The sequence below is a fragment of the Pilimelia anulata genome (assembly GCF_014647895.1).
Taxonomy (GTDB): domain Bacteria; phylum Actinomycetota; class Actinomycetes; order Mycobacteriales; family Micromonosporaceae; genus Pilimelia; species Pilimelia anulata.
This window is the reverse complement of sequence record NZ_BMQB01000011.1, coordinates 127,611-149,773: the sequence shown is the minus strand read 5'-3', so window position 1 is coordinate 149,773 and position 22,163 is coordinate 127,611. Positions and strand designations below refer to the sequence as shown.

Below are 22,163 nucleotides of genomic sequence, written 5' to 3'. Positions count from 1 at the left end.
ACCGGAATTACTTGATGTCGCCCGTGTACACCAGCAGGTTCGGCGAACCGCTGCCCGGGTTGGTGACCTTGCCCTTGATCGCCGAGTCGGTGAGGGCCTTGGTGACCTCGGCCTGGTTGGCCTGCGGGTGGCGCTGGAGGTAGAGCGCGACGACGCCGGTCACGTGCGGGGCCGCCATCGAGGTGCCGGACATCGTGGCGCTGCCGGTGTCGCTGCTGTGCGACGCCGACGGGATGTTGTCGCCCGGCGCGAAGATGTCCAGGCAGGTGCCGTAGTTCGAGAAGCTCGCCCGGGCGTCGTTGCGCGAGGTGGCGCCGACGTTCAGCACGTCCTTGGCCACGCCGCCGGGGCCGGTGGAGCAGCCGTCGGTGTTGCTGTTGCCCGCCGCGGCGACGTAGACGAAGCCGGCGGCGATCGAGTTGGCGAGCGCGGTGTCGCCCAGGTGGGCGTCGTCGAACGTCCAGCTCATGTTCACCACGGCCGGCTTGACGCCGTTCTTGGTGATCCAGTCGATCGCCTCGACGCCGGCCGAGTCGGGGCCGTTGCCGGTGCAGTTCGTGCCGAGCATGCGCAGGGCGACGACCTTGGCCTTCTTGGCGACGCCGACGGTCTTGCCGACCGAGGTGCCGGCGGTGTGCGTACCGTGGCCCTGGCAGTCGATGCCGTTCTTGCCGTCCTTGATGAAGTCGGCGCCGACGGACGCCCGGCCCTCGAACTCCGCGTGGGTCGGGCGGATGCCGGTGTCGGTGTCGTACACCGTCACGCCCTCGCCGGTCGCGTTGTACGTGTACTTCTTGTCCAGCGGGAGCGCCTGCTGGTCGATCCGGTCCAGGCCCCAGTTCGGCGGGTTGTCCTGGGTGTCGACCGCCCGGGCGAGCCCGTCGGCGCGGACCTGCGCGACCGCCGGGTCGGCGGCGAGCCGGTGGGCGGCCCGGTCGGACAGGCCGCGGACGGCGAAGCCGTGCAGCGCGTGCGTGTACACGGCGTGCACGTCGCCGCCGTAGCGGCGGCCCAGGCCCGCGGCGGCGGCCTCGATCGCGGCCGGGCCGGCGGCGATGCGGGCGCTCTCGCGGAGCTGGACGATGTAGGCGCCGGCGATCGGCCGCTCGACGGCCGAGCGGACGAAGCCCTCCGCCGGGGCGCCGAGGGCGGCGGCCGGTACGGCGATGACGGTGGCGAGGGTGACGACGCCGGCGGCGGCGAGGGCCCAGCGTCCGGTTGCGGTGCTTTTCACAGTTGGGTGCCTCCTGCAATAGGCCCGGCCGACGGCGCTCACAACCGGGTACGCCGCCCGGAATGGGTGTGTTTCCCGGGCGGAAGATATTGACGCTAACCAGTGAACGCTATTCGCGGATAGCTGGCTACAAGCCGACCGGCCCCCACGGTTCGCAACTTTCGGTTTATTGGTGCCGATGCCCGAATGTGTCCGGGGAACCGCTGGTCACGGCCCCGGCGCGGGCTAGAGCCAGCCGCGGTGCGCGGCCTGCAGGGCGGCCTGGAACCGGGTGGCGGCGCCCAGGCCCTCCATCAGCAGGGTGATCCGGCGGGTGACCGTGCGCTCGGTGACGCCCAGCGCCCGGGCCATCGCCCGGTCCTTCATGCCGGCGGCGAGCATCATCAGCAGCTCCCGGTCGCGCGGGCTGGGCCCGTCCGGCGCCGGCCGGGCGCCCACCGGGGTGGCCTTGTCCCAGAGCAGGTCGAACAGCATGACCAGCACGCTCAGCAGCGGCGACTGGTGGATGAGGATCCGCACCTTGGTCTCGGCCCCGCCGAAGCTCAGCGGGATCACCGCGACCCGCTGGTCCACGATGATCATTTTGAGGTGGATGTCCGGCAGCGCCCGGGCGTCCTCGCCGAGCGCCATGCACTGCAGGACGTTCTGCAGCTTGGTCGGCTCGGCCAGCAGCGGGGCGTGGTAGATCGCCCGGTACCGGATGCCGCGGTTCATCGCCTGCGTCTGCTCGTCGTTGGCGATCGGCTGCCCCATCAGGTACGGCGGGCAGTCGATGATCGTCACCTCGCGCTCGGCCGCGAGCTGGATGCGGGCGAGCTGGTGCAGGACGGCCTGGTCGCCCTCGATCAGCTCGATCAGGTCGGTCGCGTTGCCCCGGGGGATGGCGGCCATGCCCCGGGTGAGGTCGCGGGCCCGGGCCCGCAGCCGCTCCAGCGCCTCCTGCCGGCGCAGCGCGAGCGCGTCGATCGCGAGGTCCGGGGGCGCGGGGACGTACCGGGCGGGGGTGCCGGCGAGTCGGGTGATCAGCGCGTGCTCGGTCAGCCGGGTGAGCGCGCCGGTCAGCTCGGCGGCGGGCAGGCCGGTGGCGACGGCGAGGTCGTCGGCGCTGCTGCGGGGGGCGGCGAGCAGGCGCACGTAAAGGGCGCTCTCCAGCGCGCCCAGGCCCACGGGTTCCAGTAGCTCGTCCATACCGGCGCCAGCCTATCCACGTGCCCGAGTGGGCACCGCCATTGTCGGGAATCCGAAAAATGCGGCGGGGCGGGCGCCGGATGCGCCCGCCCCGCCGTCGCCGGCTCGGCGCTCAGCCGGACGTTCGGGTTCCCGCTGCCGTACCGATCTCGCCGACGGCCCAGTCGCCCAGCTCGCCGGTCAGCTTGGCGAAGCCGCTGGACGAGCCGCAGCCCGTCTTGACGAACGAGGCCACGCCCACGACGACGCCGTCGACGAGCGTGCCGCCGCCGGAGTCGCCCTGGCAGATGCCGGTCTTGCCGTCGGCGAAGCCCGAGCAGAACATGAACTTCGCGTTGTACGTGGGCAGGAACGACTTGCAACTGCTCTCGGCGATGACCGGCAGGTCCGTCTTGAGCAGGACGGCGCTGTCGTTCTCGTCGGCCTTGATCCGGCCGTACCCGACGAAGTTGGTCGTCTTGCCGATGGCGGTCAGCGCCGTGTCCTTCGACGTGGCGACGCGCGGGAACTTGTACCCGGACGGCACCGGCACGTCGGCCGCGAGCGTCACGACCGCGACGTCGTACCCCTTCTGCCACCCGTTATTGCTGTCGTACTTCGGGTGGGCCTTGTAGTCGGTGACCTCGATCCAGGTGCCGCCGGCATCGCTGGTGTATTTGTCGAGGCCGTACAGGAATCGCTTGTCGCCGTCGGCGAACTTGCAGTGCGCGGCGATCAGTACCTTGCGCGGGGCGACGACCGAGCCGGTGCAGCTCGCGCCCTGCGGGCGGGGTCCGCCCTTGCGGGTGCCGATGATGACGTACGGGTAATCCTTCACGGAGGCGGGCGAGCCGTTGATGACCCGGGGGGTCGCGGTCTCGTCCGCATTCGGGGTGGTCGCGACGGGCGCGGCCAGTGCGGGTGTACTGGTGATGGCCTGCACCGCGATGACCGCGGCAACGAGCCCGAGCCTACGAATTTTCACCGTGCTCCTCTCTCGAACAGCAATTGCACGGTAGGCGTCCGGCAGGCCAAGACATAAGTATCCTTCAATGCGTTGATCCCACGGGCCAGCTATTCTGTTGAATAGCGGGGCTCGCCATTAGCCACAGTGGCCGCCAATGGATTGCAGGGAATCGCGCTGTACGACCCGAATTGCCGCACCGCGCCCGGCGGCTTTCCCGGGCCCGGGGTCGGCGGGGTGGCGGCGCCGGCGCGCGCCGGGACGGGTGGCGAAACGCCTGCTCGGCGGCCTCGCTCCTCGGACGACCGGACCCTTGTGTCGCACGTTCGGCCGCCCACGGGCCTCCCGAACCACCGACCCCGATCGCTTTGGTCTGATGTTCCCCCGCGGCGGGGGCGTTCCGGTTCGGCGGCGGCGCCGTTGGGATCTCCGAACGGACAAATCGGGCATTCGGCGTCGGCTATGGAACGCCCGTTCGTCCTCCATTCAGGACTCGCCGCGGGAGGCCACGCCCATGCAGTGCACCACACCCTCGCCATTCCGGGTCGCCGTCGTGGGCCAGGGGTACGTCGGCCTGCCGGCCGCGCGCGCCGCCGTCGCCGCCGGGCACACCGTCGTCGGGTACGACATCGACGCGGCGAAGGTGGCAGCGCTGCGCGCGGGGACCTCGCCCATCGACGACCTCGGCGACCGCGACATCGACGACCTGCTGCGCACCGGCCGGTACCGGCCCACCGGCGACCCGGCCGACCTGGCCGGCTTCGACGTCGCCCTGGTCACCGTCCCGACCCCGCTGCGCGACGAGCGCCCCGACCTGACCGCCGTCCTGGCCGCCGCCGCCGAGCTGGCCGAGCACCTGCGCCCCGGCTGCCTGGTCGTGCTCGAGTCGACCGTCGCGCCCGGCACCACCGACGGGGAGTTCCGCGAGGCGCTGGAGCGCAACCCGGCCGGGATCACCGCCGCGGACGGCGACCTGCTCGTCGGCTTCTCGCCCGAGCGGATCGACCCCGGCAACATCCGCTGGCACTTCGGCAACACGCCCAAGCTCGTCGCCGGGATCAACCCGGCCAGCCGGCAGGCCACCGAGAGCTTCTACGCGTCGCTGTGCGACACCGTCGTGCCGTGCCGCAGCGCGGCCACCGCGGAGATGGCCAAGCTGCTGGAGAACACGTACCGGCACGTCAACATCGCCCTGGTCAACGAGCTGGGCCGGCACGCGCACGAGCTGGGCGTGTCCATCTGGGACGTGCTCGACGCGGCCGCCACCAAGCCGTACGGGTTCCAGCGGTTCGACCCCGGACCCGGCGTCGGCGGGCACTGCCTGCCGGTCGACCCCGCCTACCTCTCCGACCGGATCGAGCGGCGGCTCGGCCGCCGGTTCGACTTCGTCGACCTGGCCATGCGGGTCAACACCGACCAGCCGCGGTACGTGTACGGGCGGATCGCCGACCTGCTCAACCGGCACCGGATCGCCGTCAACGGCGCCGAGATCCTCGTCCTCGGGCTGGCGTACAAGCGGAACAGCGGCGACACCCGGGAGACCCCGGCCACCGGGCTGATCGAGCAGCTCGTCCGGCACGGCGCCGCGGTGTCCGTCGGCGACCCGCTCGTCCGGGACCTGCCCGAGCGGCTCGCCCGCGCCTTCCCCGGCGTCAAGCCGGTCGACCCGGCCGACCTGGTCGCCGCCGCCGCGCGGTCCGACCTCGTCGTACTGGTCACCGACCACGACGCGTTCGACTACGCCGCGATCAGCGCGGCGGCGCCCCGGCTGCTGGACACCCGCAACCGGCTCGCCGTCGCCGCGCACGTCGCGGCGCTCTGAGGCGGCCGCCGTGTACCAGCGCACCCCGCCCGAACCCGCCGCGCCCGCGGCGGCCCCGCCCGCCCGGCCGCCGGCGGCGCCGGCCTGCGACACCACCCGGTACCGCACCGGCCCGATCGGCGTCGCCGCGCTGCTCGCCGTCGGCGCGATCTGCGCGCTGATCGCCTGGCACCTCGGCGTCAAGGTCGCCTACCTGCGCGGCGACCTGCTCACCGCCGGGTACACGGTCGTCGTCACCAGCTACGTGCTCAGCCGGTTCGGCCTGGCCATCCTCTACCGGCGGCCGCGCGACGTCGGGCACGAGCCGACCGTGGCGATCGTCGTGCCCGCGTACAACGAGGGGGCCGCCGTCGCCCGGACCATCCACGCCTGCCGGCAGCTCGACTACCCCGCGCACAAGCTGGAACTGGTCGTCGTCAACGACGGCTCGGCCGACGACACCTGGCAGCGGATGACCGCCGCCGCGGCGCAGTACCCGCACGGCGCCGTCCGCTGCCTCGACCTCGGCGGCAACCGCGGCAAGCGGGCGGCGATGGCCGCCGGCATCCGGGCCACCACCGCGGAGATCCTGGTCTTCGTCGACTCCGACTCGGTACCCGAGCCGGACGCGATCCGGCAGCTCGTCCAGGGCTTCGCCGACGAGCGGGTCGGGGCGATCTCCGGGCTGACGTTCGTCCGCAACGCCCGGGCGAACACGCTGACCCGGATGCAGGCCACCCGGTACTACATCTCGTTCCAGCTCCTCAAGAGCGCCGAGTCGGTGCTCGGCGCGGTCACCTGCTGCTCCGGCTGCTTCGCCGCGTACCGGCGGGCGGCGGTGCTGCCGCTGCTGGAACGGTGGGAGCACCAGCGGTTCCTCGGCACCGCGTGCACGTACGGCGACGACCGGGCGCTCACCAACCGGATTCTCAGGGACGGCTGGATCGCCCGGTACGACTCCGGCGCGCGGGCGCACACCGACGCCCCCGAGGCGTACGGCACCTTCTTCAAGCAGCAGCTCCGCTGGAAGAAGTCGTGGACCCGGGAGGGGCCGCTGCTGCTCGGGCACATCTGGCGCTCGCGCCCCCGGGCGCTGCCCGCGGTAGCGGTCCAGACGCTCGCCGGCCTGCTCAGCCCGGTCGTCCTGCTGTACAGCCTGATCCAGCCGCTCACCCACGGCCGGTTCCCGGTGGTGTACTTCGTCGGCCTGTACCTGATCTCCGGGGCGTACGCGCTGCTCTACCGCGCGCTGCGCAACGACGGGCTGTGGCCGTACGCGTTCCTCGGCGCCTTCTTCTACATCGCGCTGTCGCCGCAGCTCCTCTGGGCGGTCCTGCGCATCCGGGACGGCAAGTGGGGCACCCGCGGCGACGCCGAGCGGCCCGCCGTGCCCGCGCCGCGGCCCGCGGCCGACCGGGCGGCGGTGCGCCATGCCTGAGCCCGCCACCACCGGGCGCGAGGGGCCGATGGGCCGGTTCGTCCGGCTGCTGACCGCCGGCGTCGCGCTGGCCACCCTCGCCGTCGCCGTGGACGCCTGGATCGGGCTGAGCCGGCCGTTCGACCCGCCGCAGCTCGCCGCGGCGCCGCAGGAGCAGTCCGGCACCGGCCGGGCCATCCCGGTCGTCCCGGACACCGTCACGGTGCTGACGTACCACGCGGTCACCGACCGGCCGCACGAGTCCAGCGCGGTCAGCCGGCGGACGTTCGCCGGGCACCTCGCGGCGCTGGCCGCCGCCGGGTACAAGTCGGTCACGCTCGCCGACGTGCGCGCGCTGCTCGACGGCGCGCCCGTGGACCTGCCGCAGCGGGCGGTGCTGATCACGTTCGACGGCGGCGCCATCACCGACTGGACGACCGCCGACCCGATGCTGGCCCGGTACGGCTTCACCGCCGCGGCCTTCCTCAGCACCGGCCGGCTGGTCGACGCCGGCACGCCGTCGCCGTACCTGTCGCACCGGCAGGTGCAGCAGCTCCGGGAGACCGGGCGGTGGGAGTTCGGCGGCCGGACGCACGCGCTGGACACGATGGCCCCGGTACCGGGCAACCTGCGCCCGGCGCTGGCCCACCGGCTCGTCGCCGGCGCGGGCGTGGAGTCGCTCGACGCCTGGCGCGAGCGGGTGCGGGCGGACCTGGCCGCCAGCCAGCGGTACTTCGCCGAGCACCTCGGCGGGCCGGCGGCGGCGTTCGCGTACCCGTTCGCCGACGCCGGCACCGGCGCCGAGGCCGCGGCGCTGCCGCAGGTGCTCGCCGACGCCGGGTACGGGCTGGCGTTCGTCGGCGAGGGCGTGCCCACCGGGCACATCGACGCCCTGCGGGCGCGCTCGCCGCGGTACCGGCTGCCGCGCATCGGCGTGCGCACCACGCTCAGCCCGACCCGGCTGATGGAGTTGGTGTACCGGGCCCAGCCGGTGCCGCCGCCCGCGGCGCTGACGGCGCTGGACCTGCGGCCCGAGCCGGGCAACCCGGCCCGCTGCTTCCGCGCCGGCGCGGTCATCACCGTCGAGGTCGAGCGGGCCGGGATCTGCGAGGACCCGGAGGTCAACACGAGCCGCTGGCTGGACTACACGCTGACCGCCGAGCTGAGCGGCACCAGCCGGGCCTGCACGGCCGTGCTCGCGGTCCGCACCGGCACCGGCACCGGCCACTACGGCCGGGTGGAGATCGCGGTCGGCCACGCCCGGGCGGCGATCCGCGAGCAGATCCTCGCCGGCCCGCGCCGGCAGCTCGCCGCGGCGCCGGTCCCGGCGGGCACCGGGCGGCGGACCGTCGTGGTCCGGGTGCGCGGCCGCGCGGTCAGCGTGCGGGTGGCCGGCTCGCCGGCGCTGACCGCCACCATCGACCGCCGCCTCGCGGCCGGGGGCGTCGCCCTCGGCGCCGAGACCGGCGGCCGGTGCGTCGTCTCGCTGAAGGACGCCCGGCTCACCGGCGTCGCGACGGCCTGACGGCGCACGCACCACGCGACCGGCCGGAGCGCCTCCGGCCCCGAACGAACAGGACATCGATGCGAAAGATCCCCATCCGCCGGGCCGTCTGGCCGGTCACCCTCGCGGTGGCCGCGGGCGCCGCGCTGGTGGCCGCCAGCTCGTACGCCGACACCGAACCGAAGCAGACCATCGTGTCGCTGACGTTCGACGACGGCGTCCGCGGGCACCTGACCGAGGCGGCGCCGCTGCTGAACGCCCGCGGGATGCGCGGTACCTTCTACGTCAACTCCGGCCGGATCGGCGCCACCGGCTTCCTCAGCCAGGCCGACCTGGAGGCGCTGCGGGCGCAGGGCCACGAGATCGGCGGGCACACCACCGACCACGTGGACCTGCCCACCCTCAGCGCCGACGACCAGCGGCGGGAGATCTGCGACGACCGGGTGGCGCTGCTGGACCGCGGGTTCGCGGTGCGCAGCCTCGCGTACCCGTACGGCGACGCCGACGCGACCACCAAGGAGATCGCGGCGGACTGCGGGTACAACAGCGCCCGCGGCGTCGGCGGGATCAAGTCGCCGGGCACCTGCGCCGGCTGCCCGCCGGTGGAGTCCGCACCGCCGCAGCGCCGGCACATGACCCGGGCCAGCGACTCGGTCAAGGACACCACCACCCTGGCCGACCTCCAGTCGTACGTCACCAACGCCGAGAACGCCGGCGGCGGCTGGGTGCAGCTCGTCTTCCACCACGTGTGCGCGAACGCCTGCGGCGGCGTGTACACGATCGACCCCGCGCTGCTCGGCTCCTTCCTGGACTGGCTCGGCGCCCGGGCCGGCGCGGGGACGGTCGTCAAGACCGTCGACGACGTGGTCGGCGGGGCGACGGCCGCGCCGGTCAGCGGGCCGAAGCTGCCCGGCGAGGAGGGCAACCTGGTGCCGAACCCGAGCCTGGAGGCCGTCGGCGCGCAGAACGTGCCGAGCTGCTTCCAGCGCGGCGGCTTCGGCACCAACAGCGTGGTGTGGAGCCGGGTCGCCGGCGGCCGCACCGGCGGCGCCGCGCAGCAGGTCCAGGTCACCGGGTACACCTCCGGCGACCGGAAGCTGATCACCCACCAGGCGGAGGCGGCGTGCGCGCCGCCGGTCACCGTGGGCAAGGCGTACCGGGCCCGGGTCTGGTACCGCGGCACCTGGGGCCCGACGGCGAGCGTCCGGCTGGTGCTGTACTACCGCGACCCCGCCGGGGTGTGGAAGTACTGGCGCACCGGTCCCGCGCAGGCGGCGACCGCCGACTGGCGGGAGGCCGAGCTGACGTCGGCGGCGGTGCCCGAGGGGGCGACGGCGCTGAGCTTCGGCCTGGCGCTGACCGGCCTCGGCACGCTGACCACGGACGACTACCACCTGGCCGAGGTCGGCGCGTGAGCCGGGCGGGTGCCCGGCGCGCCGCCGGCCCGCGCCGCCGGCCGCTGCGCCGGTCGGTGGTCGAGCTGGTCTGTGCGGTGGCGGCGCTCGGCGTCGCCGCGGTCCTGCTGGTCCGGCCGGCGCCCGCGGTCGAGGCGGGCCCGCCCGCCCCGGCGGCGCTGCCGGACCCGCGGCCCGCCCCGAGCGCGCTGCGCAACGCCTGCACCCGCGGGCGGGTGGCGCTGACGTTCGACGACGGGCCCGGCGGGCACACGCCGGCGGTCCGGGCCGTACTCCGGGCGTACCGGGCACCCGCCACCTTCTTCGTCCTCGGCGAGAAGGTCCGCGGCCGGGAGGGCGAGCTGCGGGCGATGGTCGCCGAGGGGCACACCATCGGCAACCACTCGTGGGACCACCCGCACCTGGCCGACCTGGACGAGCCCGCCGTCCGCGACCAGCTCGCCCGGACGCAGGAGGCGATCACCGCCGCCGGCGTGCCGGCGCCGGCGCTGGCCCGCCCGCCGTTCGGCAGCGGTGGCCGGATGGTGCAGGGCGTGGCCGCGGACCTCGGCCTGCGGCTGTCGATGTGGACGGTGGACAGCGAGGACTGGCGCGGCCGCCGCGCCGCCGACCTCGCCGCCGCGGTGGTCGCCGCGGCCGGGCCGGGCGCGTCGATCCTGCTGCACGACGGGACGCTGGACGCCGCGAACACCGTCGAGGCGCTGCCGGCGATCATCGAGGGCCTGCGGGCCAAGGGGCTGTGCACGGTGGCGCTGCGCTGACTTTCCTGTGTTCCCCCGGAAAGGAGCGGGCGGGTCGGCGGCAGCCGGCCCGCCCGCCCCGTTTCGGGTTTGCGTGGGGGCCGGAGAGATGTCCGGCCCCCACGGGCGTCAGTCGGTGGTCGGGGTGGTGGTGGTCGGGTCGACGGCGAAGGCGGCGAAGGCGAACTCGGTGTTGTCGCCGCGCAGCCCCACCCGGCCGGGCGCGGTGATCGGCGCGCAGCCCACCCCGTCGTCGACCGCCCGGACCACGAGCCGCCCCAGCCGGTACACCGCGATGGCCACCGAGCCGGAGGCGTTGGTCCGGATCGTCACCGTGAACCGCTTCCAGGCGTGCGGCAGGATCGGGTACCCCGGCACCTCCTCGCTCAGCTCGTGGTACCGGCCCCCATTGGACGGTCCGCCGGGGCACTTCTTCTTGATCACCAGGCGGCCGTCGCGGCGCAGCAGGCTGGCGTAGTACGTGCTGGTCTCGCTCTGGTGGCGCAGCCACAGGTGGACGCCGTCCCAGTCGGTGCGCGGCGTGGAGCGGGTGCTGTCCTGCTCGTCCACCCTGATCTTGAGCCGGACCGTGGCGTCGTCGAAGTCGGCCCGGCGGCTGACCATGCGGAAGATCGCCGAGTTCGTGCCGGCGCGCGAGTCCGGGTCCGGCTCCCGGTCGTCGACCCGGCCGCTGGCGAACGCCGGCCCGTACGGCGAGTCCATCGCGAACAGTGAGCCGCTGGTCATCTCCCAGTCCGGCGAGACGTGCGCGGCGGACAGCCGCGCGTTGTAGGTGGCCCACTCGTTCGTCACCAGGCCGCGGCCGGGCGACTGCGGCAGGAAGGGCAGGTCGAGGCCGCGTGCCGCGGCCGGCGGGGGAAGGGGCAGGGCGCCGAGGGCGGTCGCGGCGAGCGCGACGGCGGCGCGGGACGATGCGTGCATGTCCGCCTCGGGGGGATGTCGGGCGCGCCGGGGTGCGCGCCATCTCCATTTTAGCCCTAAATCAGCCGTTTTGCCGGGAGTGGGTTGGCGTTCGCCGATACGTCCGAGAAGGCTCAGCCCGCGCCGCCCGACGCCGATGGTGCGTTAACGCCGCTCGGGGTTCATCCCGGCGGCCTCACTCACGGGGGTACGGATGCGCGCGATCAGGTTCCTCACCGCCGCCGCGGCCGTCGCGCTCGGCGCCACGACCGTCCCGGCGCCCGCCGCGGCGGCCACGCTGTTCGCGCCGCAGCCGCCGGCCGGCGAGCAGTTGGTCACCAACGAGTACGCGTACTGGAACCCCGCCGACCCGCGGGCCCACCGCTCGGCGGACTGGCAGCTCGACAGCGGCTCGCTGTTCGCCCGGCCCAGCACCGACGGGATGGCGTTCTGGAGTGGACCGGTCAACGACCGCGCCCCCGACGCCGACTCCGCCCGCGGTACCAACTCGGCCATCCTGCGCCTGGTCAGCAAGCGGACCGACTTCGGCGACGCGCAGGTCCGGACGAAGCTGTGGGTCAGCGCCCAGACCGCCACCCGCAGCACGCCCGCCGTCGACTGGGACGGGGTGCACCTGTTCCTGCGGTACCAGGGCGAGGAGAGCCTGTACTACGTCTCGGTGGCCCGGCGCGACGGCGCGATCGTGGTCAAGAAGAAGTGCCCGGGCGGGCCGAGCAACGGCGGGACGTACTACACGCTGGCCAGCAAGAGCGGGTACCGGATCGCGGCGAGCCAGTGGAAGTGGTACTCGGCGTACGCCAAGAGCAACCCGGACGGGTCGGTGACGCTGGGCGCGGCCCGGGTCGACCTGCCGGTGCTGTCGGTGACCGACCGCGGGACGGGGTGCGCGCCGATCCGCAAGCCGGGCCGGGTGGGGGTGCGCGGCGACAACACCGACTTCCAGTTCACCAACTTCAGGGCGACGTCGCTGTAGGCGGCGGTGCGGTGGGTGCCCGCGTCGCGGCGGGCACCCGGGGCAGTGGTAGCCCGTCAGCCGCGCCGAGGCTCCGGTTCCGCCGGGACAGCGCCAGCGGTCGGGGTGGCTCGCGCCGCCCCGGCCCGCCGGCACAGTGGGTTCAGCGGTCGCCGCCGAGGACGGCGGCGCGCAGGCGGTCGGCGTCGCGCAGGTCGGGCAGCAGGACCGTCGGCCGGGCCGCCGCCAGCACCGCCGCCGAACTACCGCCCGTCGCCACCCCGATCGAGCGCACGCCGGCCTCGTGCGCCGCCTCGATGTCCAGCGGCGTGTCGCCGACCACCACGACCCGGTCCGCGTCGAACGCCGTCCCGAGCCGGTCCCGCGCCCGCTGCCGGGCCAGCCGGACCAGCGCCGCCCGGCGCGCGCCGTCCGAGCCGTACCCGCCGACGGCGAAGTCGATGTGCCCGCCCAGGTCGAACGCGCCCAGCTTGATCTCGGCGACCGGCCGCAGGTTGCCGGTGACGACCGTCTGGTGCGCGACACCGGCCAGGGCGGCGAGCGCGCCGGCCGCACCGGGCAGCGCCCGGCCGAGCCGGCGGAAATCGTCGCGCAGCTCGGCGGCGGCATCGGCCAGGGCGGCGTAGCCGGCGGCCAGCAGGGCGGCGTCCTCGGCGATGCCGTGCCGGTTCAGGGTCTCGCTGAGGATGGCATGCTCGGTGCGGCCGGCCATCTCGGCCAGCTCGCGCAGGGGGGTGCCGGTGAGCTGCCGGAAGGCGCGCTCGTAGAGGGCGCGGCTGAGGGCGCTGACGTTGACGAGGGTCTGGTCGATGTCCCAGAGGACGAGCGTGCCGGTCACCCGTCGATGCTGCCACGCCGGGCACACGCCGCAGAATTGGCGCTGCCTTCCCCGCCGGGGGTGCGACCGGAGGACACCCGTCCTCTCCGGTTCTGCCGGCTCACCTCCCTGCCTGCCGGTTCACCGAGCATCTCCCGGTTGCTGGCGTCTCGGCACGCTGCCTGGCCCGCCCGAGGCTGGCAGCCCGAATTTCGATGAACCTGACCTCCGGCAGCTTCCGCCACGTGGTCAGGCCGCACTTCACGGAGATCCACCAGTCGCCGTCGTCGTAGCGGGTGTCACCGACCGCGGTGACGGTGACGAGAATGCTGCCCTGCCCTGTGCGCCATTCCCTCTCCCGCAGGATCAGCAAGTCACCCGGATGGATCATCGAACGGCCTCCTGTGCCAGTGAGAGCGGGATGGGTGGAGGCCGACTCGGGTTGCCGGCTCTCCACCCGCCGGCATCGGACCCACCTGTCGCCGCGGTGCGTGAGCTGTTCCGCACGGCGTCAGTCCTCGTCCGGGTGCCGTCGAGAACCCTGCCGGCTCGCCGAACTGCGGGTCCATGTCCTTGCCTCTTGTTGTGCCTTGACTGCACGGAGATGTGCACACAGGATGGTGCCGGCACAACATTCGACAAGTAGCGTGCGAGGAGGCAACCGTGAAGATCACCTTGGTGGCCGGCGATCCGATGAGCCAGCCGCACAACAGCCCGACTCTCTACAAGACCGACCGCGGTAGTTGGATCATCCAGGGCTGGGTGGTGACCGACCCCAGCGTTCTTGCCGAGATGGGTATCCCGGAAGGCGAGGCGTGCGTCGAGATTCCGGACCGCATGATCCCCTTCTTCGCCGAAGGGGCGTAGCGATTTGGCGAGCATCGACGTCAAGGAGTTCGAGTGCATTCTCAACTCACTGGAGCGCTCCTACGTCCACCTGGAGATGCGCTCCTCGTACGGCACGGACGCCGAGCGCCTCTTCTTGGGGCGGGACTTGGATGACACATCGTGGCTGGAAGAGTGGCCCGAAATGGTCTCGTGGTGTGACACGCTGCGTCGATACCGCGCGGAAGGGAAGTCCTGCCGTCGCGTTCACATCATCGATGAGCCCCTGAACGACTACTGGCGATGGTCCCACGCCGTCACGAAGCCGCTGGAGGACGCCGGCGAGGAGAACAGGTGGCTGGCGCGACCCACGGCCAGCGGTGTCGAGCTGCCACCGGACGACTTCTATCTGTTCGATGACGAGTTGGTTGTCTACCTGCGCTATACGTCCGCGGGTGAGAACGCGGACTTTCTGACCAGCAGAGCCGACCTCGACATTGAGACGTGCCGCAGTGCGTTCGAGGCGGCATGGAATATCGCTACACCTCACCGTGTCTATCGACCCGCCTGAGGAAGCTCACCGGGCGCTGGGGCTCCGTCTTCGTCAACTGCGCAGGTCGGCGGGCTTGACGGGGCGAGTCCTGGCGCTCGGGCTCGGTATGCACTTCACCCGGCTCAGCAAGATCGAGAATGGCGTCGTGGTGCCCACGGAGGCGAACATCCGCCGGTGGTGTGAACTCACGGACGCCGTCGAGCACGCGGAAGACCTCCTGGCGAGCGTGCGGAACTTGTCCAATGCGTACGTGGAGTTCAACCGGGAAGCGCGGACCCTGCGCAAGATGACGCAGGACCGCAGCATGAATTTATACCGCGATACGACGCTCTTCCGTATCCACGAGAACGTGGTGATCCCCGGCATCTTCCAGGTCGAGCCGTACACCCGCGCGATGTTGGCGTTCTGGTGGCGGTTCCTCGAAGTGCCGGACGACACGGAGACGGTGCTACCCGCCAAGCAGATCCGCACGGGTCACGCGCTGAACTCCTCGAAGCGCGTGGTGGTGACGCTGGAGGAAGAGGCGTTGCGCATGCGATTCGGGGACGCCGGTACGCAGGAAGCTCAGCTCACCCAACTGCTCGCGGTCATGCGCCTGCCGTACGTCAGCCTCGGCATCATCCCATCCGGGATCGATCGCGGTTCCTGCGTCTCCTCCATCGGCTTCTGGATCTTCGACGACGTGATGGTCACCATGGAGACGGCGACCGCCTACATCGAGGTGACGCAGCCGGGGGAGATCCGGCAGTGGGCGAAGCTGTTCGGCCACCTCCAAGCACTCGCCAGCTACGGCAAGGACGCCCGCCGACTGATCACCAAAGCCCTGGACGAGCTGTAGCCGCGGTCGAGCTGAACCGACCTGCTGGCTGCGGTCCGCTGGCGTCCCCCGTGGGCACCGGATCGTCCGGGGCGCGCGGCCGCGAGATAGCTGCCGACAGCCAAAGGGGGCGCCGTCGAGGGGCAACTGTGCCGAGTCGGCATGGTACTGAGATTCCGCTATTTGGGTCGATCGCCATGGATGCGTCTGCGTAGCCAGGACCAGACGCCAAATGTCGCGCCGATGTCACCGGTGGCCGTCCCGGCTGCGGCGGCCAGAGTCAACGCTTCGCCACAGTCGCTGCAAACTCGACGTCCTGTAACCGTTTCCACGAACCGTCTTCGCATTTGCTTGCAGTCCGGGCACTTGCGTCGATTCAATGACAATTTCTGCTCCTGGTTCCCCTTGAGGTGCGCCTGTCCCATTCATGTTTGGCCGGCTTCGCCGAGATGAGCGCCGACCGTTCCCGCGACCGAGCGCACCGAATCAGGGGTACGGCGGGAAGAGGTCGCGGGCGCAGCCGGCCAGGGCCAGCTCCGCCTCCGCGACCACGTCCTGGTCCAACGTGATCCCCAGCACGAAGTCCACCTCCCCCACCCGGTAGAAGTAGATCGCCCCGCACTCCACGTCGAACACCGCCCGCTGCACCGGCCGCCCCACCACGTCCAGCACCGCCCGGCCGAGCAGGTTCATCCGCTCCGCGACGTCGTCGGCGAGTTCGTGGTACCGCACCCGGCGCAGGTCCATCGGCAGGTCGGGGGAGAGCGGGGCCAGCCGGTCCTCGTTCAGCGCGTCCACCACGAACGCGTGCCGGCGCCGGGCCACGTGCGCCACGTAGTGCAGCGCGCCGCCGGACAGCGCCTGCCGGCAGGCCGTGAGCGCCGCCGCGGACGGCTCGCCCTGGACCACCTCGGCGGCGGCCGCGCGGACGGGCGGGCCGTCGGGCTCGGCGGCGAGGCGCTCGGGGCCGGGCTCGGCGGCGTCGCGCAGGGCGGCCGCCCAGCCGCCGAAGTCCCAGTGGGCGAGGCGCATCGAGCGGCGGATGTCGTCGGCGAGTTGGTGGACGGCGATGTCGGCCTCGGTCACGCCGGGGCGGCGGGGGAGCAGCGGGTCGTCCGGCTCCGGGGCGGCGGGCAGGCCGAGGACGGCCACGAGGTACGTGTTCGGGGTGATCGTGGCGACGTACGTGACCGCGTCGGGGCCCTGCAGGACCGTGCGGACCAGGGCGCCGGTGCGCAGGCCGGCCAGCGCGCGGTCGGCCTCGGCGACGTGCACGCCGAGGCGACGGCCGGCGCGGGCGATGGTGCTGCCCACGGCGGCCGGGTCGGCGCCGCGGGCGTGCCACAGGTCGACGTGGTCACCGGTGTGGTGGCCGAGGTACCGCAGGTCGGGCAGGGCGGCGAAGGCCGCGGCGATGCGGTCGGCCCGGTCCCGGTAGCCGGGCGGGAGGAACGGGTCGACCCGGTGGGCCACGTCGGCGGTCACCGGCGGCGGCCCGTCCGCGCAGCGGTGCCGGCCCGGTCACAGATCGAACAGGTCGAAGTCGACATCCCACCGTCCCTCCAGGTCGGTCGTCGTGGCGTTGTGCGCGGCGATCAGGGCGTACGGGTGCTCGGCGGGGAGGAAGTCGCGGCAGTCGCCGACGGCCAGCGCGTCCAGCGCGGCGGCCTCGGCGTCCCGGCCGGCGGCGACGAGGTTGGTGGCGTGGTCGGCCAGCGCGGCGATCGTCCACGGGTGGCCGGGGCGGAGGCGGTCGCGCAGGGCGTCCAGGGCGGCGCCGCTGAGTTCGAGGGCGCGGTCGACCCGGCCGGCGCGGCGGCTGAACAGGCCCACGTTGAGCGCGCAGAGCTGGGTGAGCGGGTGGTCGGGGCCGCCGCGGGCCCGGTGGAAGGCGAGGACCGCGTCGCCGAGGGCGAGCACGTCGGCCGCGGCGGCGGGGGTGCGGTCCTCGGGGTACCGGCTGCGGTGCCGGCCGACCGCGTGCAGCATGTGCGCGGCCCGGCTCTCCGGGTGGTCGGGGCCGAGCGCGGCCTCGTACCGGCGGACCAGGTCGGCGAACTCGCCGGGCAGCGGCGGCCGGTCCTCGTCCCACTGGCCGCGGTGGGCCCGGCGCAGCCGGTTGGCCAGCGCGGCGGCGTCGATCGCCAGGACGACCTGGTGCAGCGAGCCGGGCTCGGCCCGGGCCCAGCGGCGGGCCTCGGCGAGCGACTCGGCCGCGGCGGCGTGGAAGCCCAGCTCGGCCTCGAGGACGGCGACGGTGCCGGCGCACCACCAGGTGTAGACGTCCCGCTGGCCGAACAGGCGCAGCCGGCGGGCCAGCACCTCGCGCTCCTTGGCCAGCGCCTCGCCGAGGTCGCCGTTGAGCCGCAGCGCGGTGGCCCAGTTGTGCACCGCCATCAGGGTGGCGGGGTGGTCGGGGCCGAGCTGGCGCCGCCGGCCGGCGGCCACGGCGGCGTCGCCGGCCAGCGCCAGGCCGTACTCGCCGGTGCCGCGGTGGTCGGCGGCCGTGCCGCTGAGGTTGTCCAGCGTGCGCAGGTGGTCGGGGCCCATCGTGCGCCGCTGCGGGCCGGCGATCCGGTCGCCGAGCGCCAGCGCGGCGGCGTGGTCGCCGAACTTGCGTTCCAGGTTCGCCAGCAGGACGTGCAGGGTGTACCACAGCTCGTCGTGCAGGGCCGGCTGCGTGTCCCAGGCGGTCTTGAGCCGGCGGCCGAACGCGGCGGCGGCGCGCCAGCCGCGCGGCTCGACGGCGTTCATGTGCCGGAGCTGGCCGAGCAGCCAGCGGCGGACGGCGAACTCGGTGCTGTCCGCGGCGCCGCTGGCCAGCGCGTGCGGCTGGAGCATGGCGAACCGGGCCTGCCGCCACTCGTCCGAACCGGTGGACTCCAGCGGGGCGAAGTCGGCGAGTGCCCGCTGGGCCTGCCAGCGGCGCAGCGCCCGCCGCTCGTCGTCCAGGCCGGCCCGGATCGCCCGCTGGAGGTGGCTGGGGATGGCGGCGCGGTGCCGCAGGCCGCCCCAGTCGATGTCCAGCGCGCCGAGCCGGGCGGCCCGCCAGAGCAGCGGGTCGAGGTTGATCGCGTCCCGGGCGAGGCTGCCGGCGACCGAGCCGGGCGCGGCGGTGTCCGGGCCGAGCAGGGCGGCGAGGTCGGCGGCGTCGCCGGTGCCGGCGGGGGCGGCGTCGGCCAGCTCGCGGGCGTCCTCCTCGCGCAGCGCGAGCACGTACCGGCGGACGAACGCCGTCGACCGCAGCAGCCCGAGGTCGATCGGCTCGGGGGCGAGGAACGCGAGCAGTTCCAGCAGTACCCGGGTGGCCCGGCCGGCGGGGGTCAGGCCGAGCCACTCGGCGGTGTGCGTCCAGGCGGCGGCCAGCGCCGGGACGGCGTCGGGGCCGCGCAGCTCGCCGGTCCGCTCGACGTACTCGGCGGCGAGCGTGCCGAGGGTCGGGCGGGCCCGGGACCAGCCGCGGCGGTGCAGCCGGCGGCCGATGTCGGTGATCAGGCAGCCGGCCAGCCGGGCGGCCAGCGGGTCCCGGTCCAGGGCGTCGGCGACCGCGGCCAGCTCGTCGTCGGTGAGGCCGTCGACGTACGTGGCCAGGACCCGGGCCGCGGCGGCGGCGCCGAGCGGGCCGACGGCGATCCCGCGCGCGCCGGCCAGCCCACGCGGGTGCCGCGAGGTGACCAGGACCGCGCCGCGCCCGGCGGTCGGCAGGAACGGGGCCAGGTCGACCTCGTCCACGACGCCGTCGAACAGCAGCAGCCACGGCTCGTCCCGGTCGGCCAGCTCGCGGTGCACGGCGGCCCACGGCTCCCGCCCGACCGGTACGCCCAGCTCGGCGGCGAACGCCGCGCCGTCGGCCAGCAGCGCCGGCAGGTCGGCGCCGGTGAGCCAGCGGCACAGGCCGTACTGGCCGGCGAACCGGCGGGCGTACTCGGCGGCGAGCACGCTCTTGCCCACCCCGGCCGGGCCGTGCAGGTGGACCAGCGCCACGCCCTCGGGCTCGGCCAGCGCGCGGCGCAGCACGTCCAGCTCGGGCTCGCGGCCGTGGAAGTCGGCGACCCGCGGGGTCCGGCCGCCGGCCACCGCGACGCTGTCCCGCTGCTCGGCCGGGTCGCCGGGGAAGACCGGGGCGCCGGCCGGGTACGCGCCGAGCGCCGCCACCCGGGGCAGCCGCAGCAGCCGGCGCAGCCGCTTGCCGGCGTCGGCCGCGCCGAGGCCGTGCAGGTCGATCACCGGCAGGTCGCGCCAGCCGCGGCCGGGCCCGCCCACCCGGACGACGACCGCGGACCCCGGCCGGGCGGCCAGCGCGGCGCCGCCGCCGGCGAGGTACGGGCCGTCGACCACGACGACCGTCGCGCCGCCGGGCTCGGGCGGCCGGTCGGGGTGCGCCCGCTGCATCCGCACGATCGCGCCGGACTCGGTGAGCAGGGCGCGCAGCCAGTCCGCCCACGGCTGGTCGCCGCCGCCGTACAGCAGGGTGTAGCCGGGGCCGCCGGAGCGGAAGGCATCCCGGTAGCCGCGCTGCAGGTCGGCCGGCGCCGGGGCCAGCGCGGTGACCGCGCCGTCGGTGAGCACCGCCACGAGCCGGCGCACCGCGGCGGCGACGCCGTGCGGCGGGATGTCGTCGTCGAGCAGCAGCGCGAGCGCGTGGTGCGCGGTGTAGAGCTGGTCGAACGGCACGCTGAGCAGGTCGGCGCGCTCGCGCAGCACGCCGCGGAACGCCTCGGCCAGCGCCGGCACCTCGGCCACCGCGGCGCCGGCCGGGCCCGCCACCCGGTGCCCGAACGCGAGCACCCGGCTGCCGGCGTCGGCCAGCTCCGCGGCGGCCCGGGCGGCGCCGTCCAGCGAGCGCTGCCGGTTCGCCGCGAACACCACGGCCACGTCGGCCGCCGCCGCGGCGGCGGCCAGGTCCGGCTCGGCCAGGCCGGCGCGCCAGTCGATCAGGACGTCGTCGACCGTACGGCGGCGCAGCGCCCGCTTGAGCGCCGCGAGCTGGCCGGGGCGCGGCGGCGCGACGAGCGGGTCGGGGTGGGTGTCGAGGGCGTACAGCGCGCCGGCCGGGGTGTCGAACTGCCGGGCGTCCCGGCGGGACACCTCCTGCCCGGCGCCCCGGCAGACCGCCCGGACGAACGCCATCAGCTCCGGGTCCAGCGGCGCGTCGACGGCGTCGGACTCCCGCTCGTACGGCAGGTACGCCGCCGCCGACGGCGCCTCGTCGCAGCTCAGGACCAGTACCCGCCGCCCCGCCGCGGCCAGCGCCCAGGCGGTGTTGGCGACGACGGCCGTCCGCCCGACGTTGCCGGTGTCCGACAGGAACGCGGCCACCCGGGGCCGGGCCGCCGCGGCCGGGCGCTGCTCGTCCGGTCTGCCCATGTCTTCTCGTCCGCTCCCTCGTGTGTCGCGCCCCGGTCAGGGCGCGCGGACATACGGCGACTGCTGGTGGTTGCTGTACGCGCAGCCCGCCGGCCGGTCGCCGTCGGCCGCGGCGGCGAGCGCGCGGCGCAGGGCGTGGGCGAACGGGGTGTCGGCGTCGGGCGCCGCGGCGGGGTCGAGGCCGGCGACGTCGAGCGGCCCGTGGTCGGCGTGTGCGCTGCGGTTCACCCGGCCGTCACCCCCCGGTCGTGCGGCACCTGCCTCGATGGACGGGATCGACAGCGTAGCGGTTGCCGTCGCATCACGAGATGTGACCCTCACCATACGTTCGGTCGCCGCCGCGGGTGGGCGCCGGTCCACAGCGGACTGCATGATGCGGGGATGGATCCCCGCCCGCGCGCCGCCGCACCGCGGGCCCCCGCCTTCCACCAGTTCGTCCTGAAGATCCACAGTAGGTGCAACCTCGCCTGTACCTACTGCTACGTCTACACCATGGCGGACCAGCGGTGGAAGGAGCGGCCGCCACGAATGCCCGATGCGGTGATCGACGCGGCCGTGGACCGGATCGCCGAGCACGCCCATGCCCACGACCTCCCCCGGGTCGACATCTCCCTGCACGGCGGCGAACCGCTGCTCGCCGGTCCGCGCGCGGTCGCGCGCTGCGTGCGGCGGCTGCGCGCGCGGGTGCCGGTACCGGTCCGCGCGGCCATGCAGACCAACGGCGTCCTGCTCAACGACGAGTGGCTCCGCGTGTTACGCCGGCTCGGCGTGTCGATCAGCGTCAGCCTGGACGGCGGCGCCGCCGCCAACGACCGCCGCCGGGTCGACCACCGCGGCCGGGGCAGCCACGACCGGGTCGCCGCGGCGCTGCGGCTGCTCGGGCAGCCGGCGTACCGGGCGCTCTACAGTGGCCTGCTGTGCACCATCGACCTGCGGCACGACCCGGTGGCGACGTACGGGGCGCTGCTCGCGCACCACCCGCCCGCCGTGGACTTCCTGCTCCCGCACGGCAACTGGGGCCGCCCGCCGCCGGGGCGGGTGCGCGGCGACCCGGCCACCCCGTACGGGGACTGGCTGGTCGCGGTGTTCGACCGCTGGTACGGCGCGCCCCGGCGGGAGACCCGGGTCCGGCTGTTCGAGGAGCTGCTGCACACGCTGCTGGGCGGCCGGTCCGCGGTCGAGGGCGTCGGCCGGACGCCGCGCGGCTCGGTGGTGGTGGAGACCGACGGCAGCATCGAGCACTCCGACGTGCTCGGCTCGGCCGCCGAGGGCGCGGGGGCTACGGGGCTGTGGGTGCAGCGGGACCCGTTCGACGCGGTGTTCGCCGTACCGCACCCGCTCGGCCCCGGTGGCGCCGCCACCGAGCCCGCCCCGGCCTGCCGCACCTGCACCGCGCTGGCCTCGTGCGGCGGCGGGCTGCACGCGCACCGGTACGACCCGGCGACCGGCTTCGCCAACCCGTCGGTGTACTGCCCCGACCTGTTCCGGCTCGTCGGCCACCTGCGCGCCCGGCTCGCCGCCGACCTCGCCCGGCTGGCGCCCGCCGCCCGCGACCCCGACTTGTCACCGAATGTGTAATGCCCCGGACCCGCACCGGCTGCGAGGCTGGAAGCGCACGCCGGACAGA

General features: G+C 74.4%; 19 protein-coding genes. 10 read left to right on the top strand and 9 right to left on the bottom strand.

All coding sequences use genetic code 11. The annotated features are described in order from the left end of the window. Positions 1 to 7 precede the first annotated feature (7 nt). From IEY94_RS20665 to IEY94_RS20655, 3 genes are all read right to left on the bottom strand, one after another. Positions 8 to 1,234, bottom strand: coding sequence for a S8 family peptidase (locus tag IEY94_RS20665; RefSeq protein ID WP_189171894.1), 1,227 nt, complete (start codon positions 1,232 to 1,234; stop codon positions 8 to 10). 225 nt (positions 1,235 to 1,459) lie between these two features. Continuing rightward, the gene (locus IEY94_RS20660) at positions 1,460 to 2,422 is read right to left on the bottom strand and encodes a helix-turn-helix transcriptional regulator (RefSeq protein WP_189171893.1); all 963 of its coding nucleotides are present in this window, start codon (positions 2,420 to 2,422) and stop codon (positions 1,460 to 1,462) included. A 112-nt stretch (positions 2,423 to 2,534) separates the two neighbouring features. Further along, positions 2,535 to 3,386 carry a S1 family peptidase gene (locus IEY94_RS20655; protein WP_189171892.1) on the bottom strand — a complete coding sequence of 284 codons (852 nt, stop codon included), beginning with the start codon at positions 3,384 to 3,386 and terminating at the stop codon, positions 2,535 to 2,537. Between the two features lie 493 nt (positions 3,387 to 3,879). On the opposite strand from IEY94_RS20655, the gene IEY94_RS20650 reads away from it, so the two are divergent. Genes IEY94_RS20650 through IEY94_RS20630 form a run of 5 tightly spaced genes read left to right on the top strand, consistent with a single transcriptional unit; the run spans position 3,880 to position 10,263 of the window. Then, positions 3,880 to 5,187: a nucleotide sugar dehydrogenase gene (locus IEY94_RS20650; protein WP_189171891.1), complete on the top strand. Its 1,308-nt coding sequence runs from the start codon at positions 3,880 to 3,882 to the stop codon at positions 5,185 to 5,187. 10 nt (positions 5,188 to 5,197) lie between these two features. Beyond that, the gene (locus IEY94_RS20645) at positions 5,198 to 6,604 is read left to right on the top strand and encodes a glycosyltransferase family 2 protein (protein WP_189171890.1); all 1,407 of its coding nucleotides are present in this window, start codon (positions 5,198 to 5,200) and stop codon (positions 6,602 to 6,604) included. After that, positions 6,597 to 8,108 (top strand): polysaccharide deacetylase family protein, encoded by a 1,512-nt coding sequence (locus IEY94_RS20640; protein ID WP_189171889.1) that lies wholly within the window; start codon positions 6,597 to 6,599, stop codon positions 8,106 to 8,108. Before IEY94_RS20645 ends, IEY94_RS20640 begins: the two co-directional genes overlap by 8 nt. A gap of 59 nt (positions 8,109 to 8,167) precedes the next feature. Then, positions 8,168 to 9,502 (top strand): polysaccharide deacetylase family protein, encoded by a 1,335-nt coding sequence (locus IEY94_RS20635; protein WP_189171888.1) that lies wholly within the window; start codon positions 8,168 to 8,170, stop codon positions 9,500 to 9,502. Further along, positions 9,499 to 10,263 (top strand): polysaccharide deacetylase family protein, encoded by a 765-nt coding sequence (locus tag IEY94_RS20630; protein WP_189171887.1) that lies wholly within the window; start codon positions 9,499 to 9,501, stop codon positions 10,261 to 10,263. The genes IEY94_RS20635 and IEY94_RS20630 overlap by 4 nt, the downstream gene beginning before the upstream one ends. Before the next feature lie 108 nt (positions 10,264 to 10,371). Here the strand turns inward: IEY94_RS20630 and IEY94_RS20625 are convergent, their stop codons facing one another. After that, complete coding sequence (locus IEY94_RS20625; protein WP_189171886.1) at positions 10,372 to 11,184, bottom strand: hypothetical protein; 813 nt, start codon at positions 11,182 to 11,184, stop codon at positions 10,372 to 10,374. Between the two features lie 193 nt (positions 11,185 to 11,377). On the opposite strand from IEY94_RS20625, the gene IEY94_RS20620 reads away from it, so the two are divergent. Further along, the gene (locus IEY94_RS20620; protein ID WP_189171885.1) at positions 11,378 to 12,157 is read left to right on the top strand and encodes a hypothetical protein; all 780 of its coding nucleotides are present in this window, start codon (positions 11,378 to 11,380) and stop codon (positions 12,155 to 12,157) included. Between the two features lie 142 nt (positions 12,158 to 12,299). Here IEY94_RS20620 and IEY94_RS20615 read toward each other — a convergent pair whose 3' ends face one another. Further along, a complete protein-coding gene (locus IEY94_RS20615) occupies positions 12,300 to 12,995 on the bottom strand; it encodes an HAD family hydrolase (protein WP_229784300.1) in 696 nt (231 codons plus the stop codon). 100 nt (positions 12,996 to 13,095) lie between these two features. Continuing rightward, positions 13,096 to 13,365, bottom strand: coding sequence for a hypothetical protein (locus IEY94_RS20610; RefSeq protein ID WP_189171883.1), 270 nt, complete (start codon positions 13,363 to 13,365; stop codon positions 13,096 to 13,098). A gap of 272 nt (positions 13,366 to 13,637) precedes the next feature. On the opposite strand from IEY94_RS20610, the gene IEY94_RS20605 reads away from it, so the two are divergent. Genes IEY94_RS20605 through IEY94_RS20595 form a run of 3 tightly spaced genes read left to right on the top strand, consistent with a single transcriptional unit; the run spans position 13,638 to position 15,190 of the window. After that, positions 13,638 to 13,841 (top strand): hypothetical protein, encoded by a 204-nt coding sequence (locus IEY94_RS20605; RefSeq protein WP_189171944.1) that lies wholly within the window; start codon positions 13,638 to 13,640, stop codon positions 13,839 to 13,841. 4 nt (positions 13,842 to 13,845) lie between these two features. Then, positions 13,846 to 14,370 (top strand): DUF6879 family protein, encoded by a 525-nt coding sequence (locus IEY94_RS20600; RefSeq protein ID WP_229784299.1) that lies wholly within the window; start codon positions 13,846 to 13,848, stop codon positions 14,368 to 14,370. Further along, positions 14,351 to 15,190: a Scr1 family TA system antitoxin-like transcriptional regulator gene (locus tag IEY94_RS20595; protein WP_189171882.1), complete on the top strand. Its 840-nt coding sequence runs from the start codon at positions 14,351 to 14,353 to the stop codon at positions 15,188 to 15,190. The genes IEY94_RS20600 and IEY94_RS20595 overlap by 20 nt, the downstream gene beginning before the upstream one ends. A gap of 465 nt (positions 15,191 to 15,655) precedes the next feature. Here the strand turns inward: IEY94_RS20595 and IEY94_RS20590 are convergent, their stop codons facing one another. Genes IEY94_RS20590 through IEY94_RS20580 form a run of 3 tightly spaced genes read right to left on the bottom strand, consistent with a single transcriptional unit; the run spans position 15,656 to position 20,764 of the window. Further along, on the bottom strand, positions 15,656 to 16,654 hold the full coding sequence (locus tag IEY94_RS20590) for a hypothetical protein (RefSeq protein WP_189171881.1): 999 nt from the start codon (positions 16,652 to 16,654) through the stop codon (positions 15,656 to 15,658). 36 nt (positions 16,655 to 16,690) lie between these two features. Beyond that, positions 16,691 to 20,536, bottom strand: coding sequence for an FxSxx-COOH system tetratricopeptide repeat protein (gene fxsT / locus IEY94_RS20585; protein ID WP_189171880.1), 3,846 nt, complete (start codon positions 20,534 to 20,536; stop codon positions 16,691 to 16,693). Between the two features lie 36 nt (positions 20,537 to 20,572). After that, complete coding sequence (locus IEY94_RS20580) at positions 20,573 to 20,764, bottom strand: hypothetical protein (RefSeq protein WP_189171879.1); 192 nt, start codon at positions 20,762 to 20,764, stop codon at positions 20,573 to 20,575. 153 nt (positions 20,765 to 20,917) lie between these two features. Between IEY94_RS20580 and IEY94_RS20575 the strand changes: the two genes are divergently transcribed. After that, positions 20,918 to 22,114, top strand: a complete 1,197-nt coding sequence (locus tag IEY94_RS20575) for an FxsB family cyclophane-forming radical SAM/SPASM peptide maturase (protein ID WP_189171878.1) — start codon at positions 20,918 to 20,920, stop codon at positions 22,112 to 22,114. The last annotated feature ends 49 nt before the right edge of the window (positions 22,115 to 22,163 follow it).